This window comes from Dietzia sp. PP-33 (genome assembly GCF_033790845.1).
Taxonomy (GTDB): domain Bacteria; phylum Actinomycetota; class Actinomycetes; order Mycobacteriales; family Mycobacteriaceae; genus Dietzia.
Window position 1 is genome coordinate 700052 of record NZ_JAMYEI010000001.1, and the last position, 13701, is coordinate 713752.

Annotated in this window: 15 protein-coding genes; 7 read left to right on the forward strand and 8 right to left on the reverse strand. The window is 70.0% G+C overall.

All coding sequences use genetic code 11. The features are described 5' to 3' along the window. Positions 1 to 65: 65 nt before the first annotated feature. Positions 66 to 935, reverse strand: a complete 870-nt coding sequence (locus tag NJE57_RS03355; protein WP_319026935.1) for a Bax inhibitor-1/YccA family membrane protein — start codon at positions 933 to 935, stop codon at positions 66 to 68. A gap of 485 nt (positions 936 to 1420) precedes the next feature. Between NJE57_RS03355 and NJE57_RS03360 the strand changes: the two genes are divergently transcribed. Next, on the forward strand, positions 1421 to 1894 hold the full coding sequence (locus NJE57_RS03360) for a PadR family transcriptional regulator (RefSeq protein WP_319026936.1): 474 nt from the start codon (positions 1421 to 1423) through the stop codon (positions 1892 to 1894). Positions 1895 to 1905: 11 nt separating this feature from the next. Here NJE57_RS03360 and NJE57_RS03365 read toward each other — a convergent pair whose 3' ends face one another. The 4 genes from NJE57_RS03365 to NJE57_RS03380 all read right to left on the reverse strand — a co-directional run bounded on the left by NJE57_RS03365 (position 1906) and on the right by NJE57_RS03380 (position 5119). Beyond that, entirely contained in the window at positions 1906 to 2814 is a 909-nt protein-coding gene (locus NJE57_RS03365) for a serine protease (protein ID WP_319026937.1), read from the reverse strand. 361 nt (positions 2815 to 3175) lie between these two features. Next, positions 3176 to 4003, reverse strand: a complete 828-nt coding sequence (locus NJE57_RS03370; protein ID WP_319026938.1) for a hypothetical protein — start codon at positions 4001 to 4003, stop codon at positions 3176 to 3178. Further along, positions 4000 to 4704 carry an ABC transporter ATP-binding protein gene (locus NJE57_RS03375; protein ID WP_319026939.1) on the reverse strand — a complete coding sequence of 235 codons (705 nt, stop codon included), beginning with the start codon at positions 4702 to 4704 and terminating at the stop codon, positions 4000 to 4002. Before NJE57_RS03375 ends, NJE57_RS03370 begins: the two co-directional genes overlap by 4 nt. Before the next feature lies 1 nt (position 4705). Continuing rightward, on the reverse strand, positions 4706 to 5119 hold the full coding sequence (locus tag NJE57_RS03380) for a GntR family transcriptional regulator (RefSeq protein ID WP_319026940.1): 414 nt from the start codon (positions 5117 to 5119) through the stop codon (positions 4706 to 4708). 216 nt (positions 5120 to 5335) lie between these two features. Between NJE57_RS03380 and NJE57_RS03385 the strand changes: the two genes are divergently transcribed. From NJE57_RS03385 to NJE57_RS03405, 5 genes are all read left to right on the forward strand, one after another. After that, positions 5336 to 5497, forward strand: a complete 162-nt coding sequence (locus NJE57_RS03385) for a hypothetical protein (RefSeq protein ID WP_319026941.1) — start codon at positions 5336 to 5338, stop codon at positions 5495 to 5497. A gap of 83 nt (positions 5498 to 5580) precedes the next feature. Further along, the gene (locus NJE57_RS03390) at positions 5581 to 6951 is read left to right on the forward strand and encodes a flavin monoamine oxidase family protein (protein ID WP_319026942.1); all 1371 of its coding nucleotides are present in this window, start codon (positions 5581 to 5583) and stop codon (positions 6949 to 6951) included. Positions 6952 to 7000: 49 nt separating this feature from the next. Beyond that, positions 7001 to 8020, forward strand: coding sequence for an AraC family transcriptional regulator (locus tag NJE57_RS03395; RefSeq protein WP_319026943.1), 1020 nt, complete (start codon positions 7001 to 7003; stop codon positions 8018 to 8020). Positions 8021 to 8084: 64 nt separating this feature from the next. Then, positions 8085 to 9227 carry a hypothetical protein gene (locus NJE57_RS03400; protein ID WP_319026944.1) on the forward strand — a complete coding sequence of 381 codons (1143 nt, stop codon included), beginning with the start codon at positions 8085 to 8087 and terminating at the stop codon, positions 9225 to 9227. Then, complete coding sequence (locus NJE57_RS03405) at positions 9224 to 10075, forward strand: SDR family oxidoreductase (protein ID WP_319026945.1); 852 nt, start codon at positions 9224 to 9226, stop codon at positions 10073 to 10075. The genes NJE57_RS03400 and NJE57_RS03405 overlap by 4 nt, the downstream gene beginning before the upstream one ends. Before the next feature lies 1 nt (position 10076). On the opposite strand, the gene NJE57_RS03410 is transcribed toward NJE57_RS03405, so the two are convergent. Next, positions 10077 to 12164, reverse strand: coding sequence for an NAD(P)/FAD-dependent oxidoreductase (locus NJE57_RS03410; RefSeq protein WP_319027091.1), 2088 nt, complete (start codon positions 12162 to 12164; stop codon positions 10077 to 10079). Positions 12165 to 12411: 247 nt separating this feature from the next. Between NJE57_RS03410 and NJE57_RS03415 the strand changes: the two genes are divergently transcribed. Beyond that, the gene (locus tag NJE57_RS03415) at positions 12412 to 12579 is read left to right on the forward strand and encodes a hypothetical protein (RefSeq protein ID WP_319026946.1); all 168 of its coding nucleotides are present in this window, start codon (positions 12412 to 12414) and stop codon (positions 12577 to 12579) included. 37 nt (positions 12580 to 12616) lie between these two features. On the opposite strand, the gene NJE57_RS03420 is transcribed toward NJE57_RS03415, so the two are convergent. Then, positions 12617 to 12757 carry a hypothetical protein gene (locus NJE57_RS03420; protein ID WP_319026947.1) on the reverse strand — a complete coding sequence of 47 codons (141 nt, stop codon included), beginning with the start codon at positions 12755 to 12757 and terminating at the stop codon, positions 12617 to 12619. Positions 12758 to 12844: 87 nt separating this feature from the next. Next, positions 12845 to 13606, reverse strand: coding sequence for a 23S ribosomal RNA methyltransferase Erm (erm, locus tag NJE57_RS03425; RefSeq protein ID WP_319027093.1), 762 nt, complete (start codon positions 13604 to 13606; stop codon positions 12845 to 12847). Positions 13607 to 13701: the final 95 nt, after the last annotated feature.

Consider the following 13701-nt stretch of genomic DNA (forward strand, 5'->3'; position numbering starts at 1 on the left):
GGGCCGGGGCCGCTGGCTCGCCGGTCGTTCGCCGGAACTGCCGGCGGGGCTACTGCTCGCGCAGATCAGTCGCGGAAGTAGCTCATCAGGCGCAGGATCTCGATGTACAGCCAGACCAGGGTGACGGTCAGGCCGAGTGCGACGCCCCACGCCATCTTGTTGGGGGCACCGGCGCGCACGAGGCGGTCGGCGTTGTCGAAGTCCAGCAGGAAGCTGAACGCGGCGAGGCCGATGCACAGGAGGCAGAAGCCGATCGCGAGGGGGCCACCGTCGTACAGCGGGTTCGAGCCGCCGGTGAAGAGGCTGAGCACGATGCTGCCGAGCCCGGCGAACAGCACGCCCACGATGCCGGCGGTGAGGAAGCGCGTGAACTTGGGCGTGACGCGCACGGCGCCGGTCTTGTAGACGAACAGCATGCCCACGAAGACGCCGATGGTGCCGAGGATGGCCGCGCCGACTGCACCGAGGATGGCGCTGCCCTGAAGGCCGTCACCAACGGTGAACAGGTAGGTCGCCGCGGCGACGAACAGTCCCTCGAGCGCGCCGTACGTCAGGGTGATCGGCGCGGAATCCATCTTGCGACCGAACGTGGCGATGAGCACCACGACCAGGCCGCCGATGCCGCCCACGAGCAGGAACGGCAGGAGCAGGCCCGGGTTCACGGAGATCATGTAGAAGCCCACAGCGCCGACGATGCTGAGCAGGCCCAGGGTCATGGCGGTCTTGGTGACAACGTCGTCGATCGTCATGGGCCGCGTGTCCGTGTCGAACTGCGGGTGAGCCTGGGGGGCGCCGTAACCGGGCTGGGCGCCGTAGCCCTGCTGGCCGTACTGCCCCTGCTGGAAGGTGGCGCGTCCGGCACCACCGAGTTGGGTGGCGCCGCGGGCGCTGCCCTGGGACAGGGAACTGAAGACCGGATTGCTGCTGGTGCGCATCGAGGTCCCTTCGGATTGTCGGGGAAGGTCGTTTATCGAGAGTCCCCGCCGGGTCACCGACGAATCACTCGTACCAGTTGAACGCGCGGGCCCACCTGTGTGTTCCCTGCGTCGACCTCCATTCTGCCCGACTGGTCGGGCGTCCACGAGACCGACCAGTTAACGATATGTCGTTGACATTCTTCGAGAGTTGAACGATACTTTTTCACAGACGGGCACCGATCAGGTGCCCCTTCGAGGAGGACGACACGATGCGTAGCAACGACGTCGGGAACGACCCCGGGGACGTCGGCGGCCCGGGACCACGAGGGCCGGGCGGGCACCCCCGGCGTGGCGGCCGCCCCGGCCATCACCGCGGACACCACAGGGGCACTCGTCACGACCACGGCGCCGGCGGCGGGCCGTTCGCACCTGGTGGACCGTTCGGGCCCGGCGGACCGTTCGGGCCGGGCGGACCCTTCGGACCGTTCGACGAGGGGCGCGGGATGCGTCGTGGCCCCCGGAGACGACGACGAGGAGATGTCCGACACGGCGCGCTCCTGCTGTTGGCGGAGGGGCCCATGAACGGCTACGGCATCATCCGAGCGCTGGCCGAGCGCAGTGGCGGCACCTGGCGCCCCAGCTCGGGCGCGGTCTACCCCGCGCTGTCGCTACTGGAGGACGAGGGCCTGATCGGTCCCGCCGAGGACGCCGGCCCCAAGCACTATCAGCTCACCGATGCCGGTCGCGCCGAGGTCGAGCAGCTGGAGGGCCGCGCTGCACCGTGGGACGACGCGACCGAGGAGGCCGGTTCGAGGTTGGGCGGAGACGCCGAGCTCTGGAAGGCCTTCGGCGATGCGGCCATGGCGGTCCGGGCCGTCGTCCAGACCGGCGACCGTGGCGCCAGCTCCGCGGCGACCGCCGAGTTGGTGGCACTGCGCAAGCGCCTCTACGGGCTGTTGGCGGACGCCGGGGACTGACCGCCGGCTTCTCACCCCACGCCGTTCCTGGCCAGGATTCCGCGCAGTTCCGAGGTGGTGGTGACGATGTTGAAGTCCCTCCTCCCGCCGCGGACCACGTAGGTGTTCACGCCGACCACCCGGCCCCACTCGTCGACGGTCGGCCCGCCGGCCATGCCGGAGCTGACGTCGGCGGCGACCTCGTATCCCGTCACTCCTTGCGGCGAGACGTCACGGGCGGAGACGGCGCCGGCCGCGAACGACGGGGCCCGGATGCCCGACGTCGCGGAGACGTCCGCATCGGCGCCGTCGAAGCCGATCGAGGTGACGCGGTCTCCGGGCTGCAGACCGGATTCTGCGATCTCCATAGGGGGCGGCGTGGAGGCGGGACGCCCGGGGCCCCGCAGCAGAGCCAGATTCCCCTGCTCGTACGGGACCACGTCGACCACCTCCACCGGGACCCAGTCCTTGATGGTCGCACCGTCGATATCCGGCTGGCCGGCCTCCACCCGGATCTCGAACTCGGCCTTCAGGCCGTCGCCGCCGATGGGTTCAGCGCCTGCCCGGTAGGCGTCGATCACGGCGGCGCGCCCCTCGTCCGGGTCCACGCAGTGGCCCGCGGTGACGATCTCCCCGCCGCCGCCGGCCACCCATCCGGTGCAGGACCCGACCGCCCTCACCTCGTCGGACCGCACGGGGTCGCCGTTCCCACCCCCGTCGTCGAGGACGTGCCCGGAGACCGTGATCTTGAGGAACACGACGGAGTCGTCGAGGTCCTGCGGATTCATCGCCGGTCCTCCGGTGGACGGCGATGTGGACTCGATGACGCCCGGAACGTTCTGCGAGGGGACGGGATCGTCGATGCCGCCCGGGACGCACGCCGTCCCGAGGGCGAGCACCACCGCTGCCAGTGGGCACAGCAGCGGTAGACGACCGTTCACGACAGCTTCCTTGGTTATATGAACAATTGTTCATCAGGGTTCACGGTGCAACCTACCCCGTGCGCCGACCCACGACCAGAGCCACGTGGACGGTAGGACGATCGATATGGGCTGCGGGCTTTCCGGAAGGCGAGGGGACGTCCTCGTGAGGGTCGGTCAGTCGCGCGCTCGAGCCGGATGGGGCTTCCGGCCGACGACTAATGTGAACAGTACTCCGCGCCGCGCCCGAGGAATAGGTTTCTTATATTCCCCTACCTCCCTCCGACGACGAACTCGCCGAGCACGGTGGTGTGCTCGACGAGTTCGGAAGAGGTGAATTCCGGCGGGAGACCGCGGAGGCACTCCCGGTTGGCGGGACCCCTCAGGCCAGCGCCACCTTGTGGTTCCACGAGCGGGCCGTGCGCCAGAGGCAGAACACCACCAGCGCCGCCAGGGCCGCGACGAACCCCACGGGCATGACGTTGTTGCTCGCGGCGGCCCCCGCGGCCATCTCGGAGAGGATGTCGAACCGGACGATGCCCAGCGTCTCGCCGTCGACCTCCCCCACCCCGAACGGGAGCACGATCATCCCGACCAGCGACAGGACCTGGGTCGCCACGTAGACCAGCACGAACACCACAACGGGTCCGCCGGCGCCGAGTCCGGCCAACCGACGCTCGTGCCCCAGGGACACCGAGAAGTAGTAGTACACCGGCCAGACCAGGAACGACCCGAGCCCCAGGAGCAACCCGCAGACGATCATCCAGGCCGGGGCGACGGCGGTGACGGTGGACCACGCATCGGAGAAGACCGACCACGACGGCGAGGGGAGCCCGGACTCCCGCGCGGCCGCCCACCACGCCAGCAGCGCGAGCACGGCGGTGAGGACGATCGCGGCCAGGGAGACGATCATCGCCCACGCCAACTTGACCCAGAAGATGCGGGAGCCGCGGACGGGGATCGAGTGCGTGAAGTACCCCGTGCGGCCGTAGCCCGATCGCCAGTAGTCGGCGGCCATGGCCAGCTGGACGGCCGGGACCGCGACGACCGCGGCCAGCATGCCCAGCGCCAGTCCGAGCTGGGACAGCAGCGGCCATCCGGCGGCAGCGAGCAGACTGCCCAGGACGCCGACGAGGGCGATCAGGCCGAAGAGGTTCGCGAGTTGGCCCCGTGTGCGCAGCCACTCGTGCTTGAGCAGTGTCGTCGTCATCGGTAGGTCTCCCTGAATATCTGGTCGAGGCTGGCGGAGTGCTGGCCGCGGAGGTCGTCGGCGTCGCCCTGGAGCAGGACGCGACCGTGGCGCATCATCACGACGGCATCGAGGATCGGCTCCAGGTCGTGCACCAGGTGGGTGGAGATAATCAGCAGCGAGTCCTCGGACAGGTTGCGCAGCAACCCGTCGAGGATCAGCTGACGCGCGGCCGGGTCCACGCCCGAGATGGGCTCGTCCAGCAAGAACACGCGGGCGTCGCGGGACATGGCCAGGGCGATCTGCACCTTCTCGCGCATGCCCTTGGACATGTCCTTGAGCTTGGTGGACTCGCCGAGACCGAAGAACCCGATGAGGTCGCGGGCCTTCTCGGCCTGGAAGTCGGCGAAGAAGTCGCGGTAGAGCTCCAGGCAGTAGCTCACCCGGGCGGAGTCGGGCAGGAAGCTGGTGTCGGGCAGGAACGACACGATCGCCTTGGACTCGGGGCCCGGGGCGTGGCCGTCGATCCGCACGCTGCCGGAGTACCCGGAAAGCACGCCGGCGAGGACCTTGAGCAGCGTGGTCTTGCCGCAGCCGTTCTCGCCGAGCAGACCCACGATCCGGCCCGGCGTCAGCTGTAGTTCGAGACCGTCCAGCGCCGTGGTGGCACCGTAGCTCACGTGGAGGGACGTGGCCTCGACGAGTGTAGTGGGAGTGGCCACGTCAGGCTCCTCCGTTGTTCGCATGTCCGCTGTTCGCATGTGCAGTGGCGTGGTGTTCATGGTCGTCCCATCTCGTGTCGAGCAGTGTGTGTGCCTGGCCGTGCGCCATCCCGAGCCCTCGGACCCGACGGACGAACTCGTCGGCGGCATCGGTCGCGAGGTCGGCACGGACCTCGTCGATCCGGTCCTGATCGGAGGTGACGAACCGACCGGAGGCCCGCTCGGACCGGCACAGGCCCGTTCGCTCCAGCTCGGCCAGAGCCCGCTGCGCCGTGTTGGGATTGACGCCCAGGTCGGTCGCCAACTCCCGGACGCCCGGCATCTTGTCGCCCGCCGCCCACTCCCCCGTCACGATGCGCCGCGAGAACTCCCCGACGAGCTGTACCCAGATCGGGGATGAGGTGTCGAACTGCATCTCCGCCCCCGTTTCGTGTCACTGTATTAAGTGATTAATACAGTGACACCGGTCGGCGCGATTGTCAACACGACAGGATGTCGACGAGGAGGGGCGCCCGGGCGCGGTCCCGCACCGTCCCGGGGCCCTTGTATATACCCCTCGGGGTATGTACTCTCGAGGCTGTCGAGCGGCCGACACCGCGGCTGCCGGAACCCGAACACCGGAGGATTACTGATGTGCCGTCAAGCCACCTGTAAGACGTGCGGCAAGACGACCTGGGCCGGGTGCGGCATGCACGTGGACCAGGTCATGGCCGGCGTGTCCCGGTCCGAGCGCTGCCCGGGCCACGAGGCCCAGCCCAGGGAGGGGTTCCTCGCGAAGATGTTCGGCAGGTGACCGTCCGCCGGGCCTGCCGTCTGCCCGACTCCGCCTCCCCCGGCCGGCTCGCCTGCTAGACATCGGGAGGAGGGAGGCGCGGGATGGACTCGCCTGTGGACGTGGACGTGGTGGTCGTCGGCGCCGGCGTCGCCGGGCTGGTAGCCGCGCGAGAACTGACCCGCGCGGGCCGGGACGTCCGCGTCCTCGAGGCCCGGGACAGGGTCGGCGGGCGCCTGCTCAACTCCGTGTTGCCCGGCGGTGCGCCGATCGAGGTCGGCGGACAGTGGGTCGGCCCCACCCAGCACCGCGTCCTCGCACTGATCCGAGAGCTGGGGCTCCAGACCTACCCGACGCACATCGACGGTCGCCACATCGCCGAGCTGGGCGGGGCCCGGTCCGAGTACACCGGTTCTATCCCCCGGCTCGATCCCGTCACGCTGGCCGACATCGTCCGGGCCCGGTCACGGCTCGATCGCATGGCCGCGGCCATCCCGCCCGGCGACCCGTGGCGGGCCGCCGACTCCGAGCGACTCGACGGCCAGACGTTCCAGACCTGGCTCCGGCGCACTGCCCGGACCCGCAACGGCCGGGCCTACTTCCGGTCGGTCACCGAGGCCGTCTTCGCGGCCGGTCCTGAAGACTTGTCCGCGCTGTGGGCTGGGTTCTACATCGGTGCGGCGGGTGGGCTCGACGCACTGATCGACACCGCCGGCGGAGCGCAGCAGGACCGGGTTGTCGGCGGGGCGCAGGCGATCGCGACCGAGATGGCGGCCGAGCTCGGCGAGCGCGTGATGCTGGGCCGTCCCGTCACCGGGATCGAGTGGGACGACACCGGGGCCCGCGTACTCGCCGGCGGCATGGCAGTGCGCGCCCGCCACGTGGTGGTCGCGGTGCCGCCGCCGCTGGCCGCGAGGATCCGCTACTCCCCCGGCCTGCCCGGCGACCGGGACCAGTTGCTCCAACGGCTGCCCATGGGCCGGGTGATCAAGGTCAACGTGGTCTACGAGGAACCGTTCTGGCGGACCGACGGGTGGAGCGGCCAGGCCAACAGCACATCGCGACCGTTGGGCACCGTCTTCGACAACACCCCGCACAGCAAAACCCCGGACAGTGGCACGCCCGGGGTGCTGGTCGGTTTCCTCGAGGGCCGGCACGCGGACGCCGGGGCCCGTCTGGATCCCGCCGACCGCAGGGCGCGGGTGGTGGACGACCTGGTCGGCTACTTCGGCCCCCGGGCTCGCCATCCCATCGACGTCATCGAGCACGACTGGGCCGAGGAGGAGTACAGCCGCGGCTGCTACGGCGCGTTCGCCGCGCCGGGCACCCTCACCCGCTTCGGGCCCCACCTGCGGCGGCCCGTCGGCCCACTGCACTGGGCGGGAACGGAGACCGCCACCCGGTGGGCCGGTTACATGGACGGGGCGGTCGAATCCGGGCAGCGGGTGGCCGGCGAGATCGACGTCCCCGGGTGAGCGCTCCGGGATCGGTCACCACCCCGGAGCCGGTGATTCGGGAGCCCTTGTGCAGCCGCTGATCCGCACCGCCAGCCTGCGGGGCTTCGGCGACCTGGTCACCGAACTCGGTGGGGACCCCGATCGGCTGCTCGACCGGTTCGGCATCGATCGCGAGGTGCTGGAGGGCGACGACGAGCTGGTGTCGATCACCGCTCACGACCAGATGCTCGACGCCGCCGCGGCGGAGCTCGGCTGCCCCGACTTCGGGCTACGGCTGGCCGGTCGCCAGGACCTCACCATCCTCGGCCCACTCGCGCGGGCGGTCCGGTCGTCCTCGACGGCCACCGAGGCGCTCGAGTACGGGGCGCGGTTCCTGTTCGTCCACAGCCCCGCGCTGACGATCGGCGTCGACGACGACCCGTGGAACCGCCGCGGCGTGATCGCGCTGACCTACCGCAAACAGCTGTCCGAGTCGCCGTACTCCCCGCAGGCCATCGAGCTGGGCCTGGGGGTGTTCCACCGCGTGGCCGTGCAGCTCCTCGGGGGCAGCACCGGCCTGCGGTCGGTGGAGTTGCCCCACGGGCCCCTGTCCCCGATCGACCGCTACCTGCGGTTCTTCGGCGCCGACATCAAGTTCGACCGCCCCGTCGCCGCGTTGTGCGTCGACCGCCGGATCCTGGACGCCTCGTTCGCCACCGCCGACGAGGAGATCCGCAGGGCCGCCCTGGATCACCTGACGGACGCGTACTCCGATCCGGCCCGGTCGGTGGCCGGCCGGGTCCGCCTCGCGGTGAGCGAGAGCCTGCCCGGGCGGGTCCCGCCTCTCGCGGTGGTGGCCGCCGCGCTGGCGCTCCACCCCCGGACGCTGCAGCGCCACCTCGTCGTCGAGAACACCACCTACGGCCAGGTGGTCGACGACCTGCGGCGAGACCGGGCGCACCGGTTCATCACGACCACCGACCTGTCCTTCACCCAGATCGCCGACCTGGTCGGCTTCTCCGAACAGTCCACGCTCAGCCACGCCGTGCGCCGATGGTTCGGCGTCTCCCCCGGCAAGCTCCGGCGACAGGCCAGACTGTCGCGCTGACACAAGTTTTCCGCTCCCCGTCGCCGGACCCTGTAGGAGACCGGAGAACCACGAGGAGCGAACAATGCTGCAAGAGAAGACGTCCCAGAACATGCTCGAGCAGATCGGCGCGCGGTCGATCCCCGAGTTCGACGGCGTCCACGACCTGTGGCCCCGGGGCGAGCGCCTGCGGGCCGTGCGGGCGGCCGCCACCGAGTACAAGGCGCGCTTCGTGCAGCAGGGTCAGGTGCGGGCGGTGCAGTCCGTGGACGTCGCGGCGGCGCCGTACCCGGTCAAGTACGCCTTCAACAACGCGGTCTCGGTCCCCAGCCTGCCGCTGATCACCATGATCAACCGGATGATCGTGGTGCAGTACGACGACTGGGACGGTCGCCCCCGCACCCTGGTGTTCGAGCCGACCGTCCCCGCCGGGTCCGCCGAGGCGCCCTTCTACGACAACCTGCAGAAGCTCACGGACAAGATCCCCGGCGGCAACCTGGCCGTCAAGCTGCTCCTCAAGTACTTCAACGAGCCGGACCAGGCGCTCGCCAAGGTCGGCCTCACGCCGCAGGACGTGGACTTCTGCACGTTCGACCACCTCCACGTGCAGGACCCGCGCATGATCCTGGGCTCGACCGAGGTGATCCCCGGCGACACCGCGCCCCGCGCGCCGCTGTTCGGCGACGCCACACTGCTGGTCCACCGCCGCGAGCTGGCCACGCTCGAGGACCTGCACCCCATGCAGTGGGCCTGGTACGTCTCCGGCGGGCTCGGTGGGGTCGACCGGGACAAGTTCGCGGTGTTCGACGGGGACATCGAGCTCGGCCCCGGCATCGCCCTGCTGTGGACCCCCGGTCACACCGACGGCAACCACTCGCTGGTCATCAACACCCCGGACGGCGTCTGGGTGTCCTCGGAGAACGGCATCTCGCTGGACAACTGGCAGCCGGAGCGGTCCAGGATCCCGGGCGTGCGGCGCTACCACGAGAAGTTCGGCCGGGAGATCTGCCCCAACGCCAACACCCTCGAGGACTCGCTAGACCAGTACGACTCCATGATCAAGGAGAAGACCATGGCGGACCGGTGTCCCAGTGATCCGCGCTGGTTGCAGATCCTGCCCTCCACCGAGCTGGTCCCGTGGAAGCGGTTCTGGCCCGTGGTGCCCACCTTCTGCCACGGCGGGATCTCCTACGGTCAGATCCGGTCCGGACTGAAAAACGAAGAGTGACGACGACGACGAGGTCGCGCAGCGCGCTCGTGACCGGGGCCGGTCGCGGGTTGGGCAGGGACATCGCTGCGATGCTCGCCGGTCGCGGCTACCGGGTGATGGTCACCGACCTCGACGCCGACACCGCCGCCGCGGCCGCCGCGCAGATCGGCGGGAGCGCCACCTGGGCTGCCGTCGACGTCCGCGACCACGCGCAGGTCGCCGCTGCCCGGGACGCGCTGATCGCGTCGGCCGGGGGCATCGACGTGTGGGTCAACAACGCTGGCGTGCTGCTCACCGGGCCGGCGTGGGAGCAGACCGAGGATCAGCGGCGACTGCTCATGGAGGTCAACGCCCTCGGCACGATCAACGGCACCGTCGCCGCGATCGAGGCGATGCGCGGCCGCGGCCCGGCCCACCCGGGTGGCGGCGGGCACATCATCAACATCGCGTCGCTGGCCGGGATCTCCGCGGTCCCAGGTGAGGCCGTGTACGCGGCGTCCAAGCACGCGGTGATGGGGTTCAGCATCAGCACCGCCTGTGACCTGAGGATCGCGGGAGTGCAGGACATCGCGATTTCCTGCATCTGCCCGGACGGGATCTGGACGCCGATGATCCACGACAAACTGACCGATCCGCAGGCCGCGCTGTCGTTCTCGGGATCCCTGCTCCAACCCGGCGACGTGGTGCGCGCGGTGGGCGCGGTGCTGGACTCCCCTCGCGCGGTCACGTCCGTGCCGGCGTGGCGCGGCGGGCTCGCCCGGCTGGGTGCGACCTTCCCACGGGTCGCGGCGGCAGGCCTGCCCCTCATGGCCGCACAGGGGCGCCGGACGCAACGCCGGCTCCTCCGGGCACAGGGGCTGCCCTGACTCACCCCAGCGTGGCGACTTTCCATGCCGAGTGGATCGCCCCGTGGATGTAGCCCACCTCGCCGGCGTCGCCGATCACTTCGCAATCCACACCGGCCTCGCGCAGTTGGTCGGCCAGCGGCGCGGAGGCGGTGGTGCCGTCGGCGTAGATCACCATGTCGGCCGGGGCCGAAGAGGCGGTGCCCTTGCGGTCGGCCCACTCGACACCCGACTCGGTGATGCGCGTGACGGTGACCCGTCGGTGGATCGCGACGCCGTGCTCGCGCGCGCGACGCACCGCGGTCCACCGGCGCGGCATGGCCAGCGGTAGACCGAGTTGCTGGTCCTCGTGCAGCAGGGTCACGCGGCGGCCGCGCTCGGCCAGGAACTCGGCCAGCTCCAGGCCGACCAGGGAGCCGCCGATCACCACGACGTCCTTGCCCATCGGCAGCGCGATCCTGGTCAAGCGGCGAATCCACGCGGGGCGCTTGGTGATCCCCGACAGGCGGCCGAGCCGCCCGATCAGCCGCAGGGCCGGCCCGGCCTCCTCAGCGGTGGCGGTGCCCAGCATGAGACCGCGCAGCGTGTCGCCGGTCTGCACGATCGGCAGGTCGCCGCCCGGGATGGTCGGGGCGGGCCGCACGGCTCCGGTGGCCACCACCACCCAGTCGGGTCGCAGCGCACGGATGGACTCCACCGTGGCCTCGGTTCTCAACCGGACGTCGATGCCCAGCCTGTCGATCTCGGCGGCGAACCAGCGGATCAGCGGCTCGTTGTCCGGGGTGGTGAGCGTGGAGAACCACATGGTGCCGCCCAGCCGGTCGGCCTTGTCCAGCACGGTCACGCGGTGCCCGCGCTCGGTCAGCACACGGGCGGCTTCGAGCCCGGCCGGGCCCGCGCCCACCACCACCACGTGGTCCCGCCTCGGGGCAGGCGTGAGCGGCAGCAGCGTCTCGTTACCCAGCGGCGGGTTGACCGCGCAGAACGGGGTGTCGTCGAAGAAGTTCTCGGCTACACAGAGGTAGCAGTTGATGCACGGCCGCACCTGCTCCGGCGTTCCGGCGCGCAGCTTGTTCGGCAGCTCCGGATCCGCGAGCAGCTGCCGGCCCATGGCGGCAAAGTCCACCTTGTCGTCGTCGATCGCCTTCTCCGCGACCTCCGGCAGCATGCGACCCACGGCGATGACCGGCACCGACACCGCGGCCTTGATGGCCGCGGCGTTGTCCACGTACGCCCCGATCGTGTCCGGCAGGGGCCCATCGGTGAAGTTGTCGAAGGGGTTGCGGCCCCACCCGGTCACGTGAATGGCGTCCGCGCCCGCGCGCTCGAACATCCGCGACGCCTCGATCGACTCCTCGAGCGTCAGCCCGCCGTCCTGGCCGTACTCCTCGCCGGACACCCGCACCAGGATCGCCAGCTTCTCCCCCACCCGCTCCTTGACCGCCGCGATGACCTCGCACGCCAGCCGCGCCCGACCCGTCAGCGAACCCCCGTAGGCGTCGGTGCGCTTGTTGTCGCGGCGGTTGAGGAACACTCCCAGGATGTATCCGTGCGCCACGTGGATCTCGATGGCGTCCGCGCCGGCGCGGGCGATACGGTCGGCGGCATCGGCCCAGGTGGAGATGAGCCACGCGATGTCCTCGCCGGTCATCTCGCGGTAGACCGTCTTCTTGCCGGCGGTGGCCCCGCCCATCCGGCCCAGCTCCTCGCCGGTGCTGTCGGCCAGCGCGGAGTAGTCGTAGTCGTAGTCGGGCTCGCTGGGCGCGATCACCGGACGATCGTTCGCGATGTCCACCCGCGCGACCTTGCCGTGGTGCGTGGACTGCACGCACAGCTTCGACCCCGCGGCGTGGACCGCGTCGGCCAGTGCCGCCAGGCCCGGGATGAACTTGTCGTCCGAGAGTCCCGGTTCCTTCATGGACGCGGCGCTGTGGGGGAAGGCGACCGCGCAGGCCCCGGTGATGATCAACCCGGCACCGCCGGCGGCGCGGGCGACGTAGTGATCGATCTCGCGCTTCTCGATCTCGCCGTCCTCGGAGACGTTCATGTCCATGGCGGGCAGCACGATGCGATTCGCCGTGTCCATGGGACCGATCCGGCCGGGCGACATCAGACGAGGGAAAGAGGTGAGGGTAGCCACCTGAAGGAGAATACGCGGGGGTTGACGGGTGTCAATAACAGGTTCTAGTTGTCGATCACGAGCACTCCCGGGATCGACAGGACCACGTCCACACAGAAGCCGGCCAGCCCCTGCTCGTCCATCCCGGTGCCACCCTCCAACCAGGTGACGAACGTCAGCAGCAACGAGCCGCCCAGCGCAGCGAGCGCCAGCGGCCCACGCCGCAGCCCTGGATCCGGTGTTCCGCCTGATGTACGTGCGCGCGATGCCGGCCTTCTGGGCACTCGGCACCAGCAGTCGCCTGACCGAGAGGGTCCACGAGATCTACCGGCGGGACGATCCGGAAATCACGCGGTTGCTCGATGCCGCGCTCGAGGCGCAGCGCCGGGCACACTCGGTCGGATAGGCGGTCGCGCCCGGCTGCGATGTGTGGAACCCGGGCGTCAGGAACCCACGCCGACCTGCGCCGCGAGGTACGGCAGCAGACCCATGCACTCCGGTGTCAACGCCAGACATGACACCTCATCCGGCCCGGGGCCGAACAGGAAGCGCAGCGGATTCTCGAACAGTCCGTCTGAAAACATGATGTCGCTCCTCACGTATGGAGATCCGGGGACTCACCAGAGAAATCGCACCCGGCCCGGCACTCGTTACCCTGGCACAGGCCGGGTTCATCCGTCCAGATGACGCCATAGCGCCGCCCACTGCTCAGGGCGCAGGTCGCGCGGCAGGGCCCGCGATTCGATCATCGCTTCATTCAGGGCCTCGCGGACGAGCGTGCGAGGTGACCGTGTGGCCTGCTGCACGATGCGATCGAGGCTCCCGCCGCGGCCAGTGAACACCGCGCGGACGAACCGTTCGTACGGCGGGCGCTGCTTGCCCGGGATCAGAGGACAGACGCGGCGGACGATGTGGATGATGCCGCCATCCACGCCCGGTGGCGGCCGGAAGCCGTAGGAGGGAACTCGTCCGTGCAGCGTAAAGGTGAACCAGGGTGCGGTCTGCGCGGTCAGCATCGTGGACCCGCCGACACCGGCACGCCTTCGAGCCACCTCCCACTGAGTCAGCAGCACCGCGTGCTGCCACGTCCCGGTGGTGAGCAGACGTCGCAGGATGGGCGTGGTGATGTGGAAAGGCACGTTCCCCACGATCACCGGGCGGGTGAACGGATAGGCCAGGGCATCGGCATGCTCCACCGTCACCCCGGGCAGGGTTCGCTGTAGCTCGGCCACTCGGTGCTCGTCGATATCGATCGCTGTCAGCGGCCTCCGAAGCCGCACAAGATTCCGGGTGAGGGCACCACTGCCGGCGCCGAGTTCCAGGATCGGCCCTTCGGTAGCCGCAGCGAGTGTGGTGATCTTCTCGATGGCCGGGATGTGTACGAGGAAGTTCTGGCCGAGTTCGTGTCGGCCGCCATGGGATGAACGGGGCATGATCGCGCTCCAAGATCGAAATGGGAGCGCCTCGAAACCTGGCAGGGTCATGAAGACCGGGAAAAGGGTACGCAGAGGTGCCGTTCCGAGACGCA

Excerpts from the sequence above, each read along its gene's own strand:
- NJE57_RS03355 (WP_319026935.1), bottom strand. The coding sequence starts at position 935 with ATGCGCACCAGCAGCAATCCGGTCTTCAGTTCCCTGTCCCAGGGCAGC.
- NJE57_RS03360 (WP_319026936.1), top strand. The coding sequence starts at position 1,421 with ATGCGTCGTGGCCCCCGGAGACGACGACGAGGAGATGTCCGACACGGC.
- NJE57_RS03370 (WP_319026938.1), bottom strand. The coding sequence starts at position 4,003 with ATGACGACGACACTGCTCAAGCACGAGTGGCTGCGCACACGGGGCCAA.
- NJE57_RS03380 (WP_319026940.1), bottom strand. The coding sequence starts at position 5,119 with ATGCAGTTCGACACCTCATCCCCGATCTGGGTACAGCTCGTCGGGGAG.
- NJE57_RS03385 (WP_319026941.1), top strand. The coding sequence starts at position 5,336 with ATGTGCCGTCAAGCCACCTGTAAGACGTGCGGCAAGACGACCTGGGCC.
- NJE57_RS03390 (WP_319026942.1), top strand. The coding sequence starts at position 5,581 with ATGGACTCGCCTGTGGACGTGGACGTGGTGGTCGTCGGCGCCGGCGTC.
- NJE57_RS03400 (WP_319026944.1), top strand. The coding sequence starts at position 8,085 with ATGCTGCAAGAGAAGACGTCCCAGAACATGCTCGAGCAGATCGGCGCG.
- NJE57_RS03410 (WP_319027091.1), bottom strand. The coding sequence starts at position 12,164 with ATGTCGCCCGGCCGGATCGGTCCCATGGACACGGCGAATCGCATCGTG.
- NJE57_RS03420 (WP_319026947.1), bottom strand. The coding sequence starts at position 12,757 with ATGTTTTCAGACGGACTGTTCGAGAATCCGCTGCGCTTCCTGTTCGGC.
- erm (WP_319027093.1), bottom strand. The coding sequence starts at position 13,606 with ATGCCCCGTTCATCCCATGGCGGCCGACACGAACTCGGCCAGAACTTC.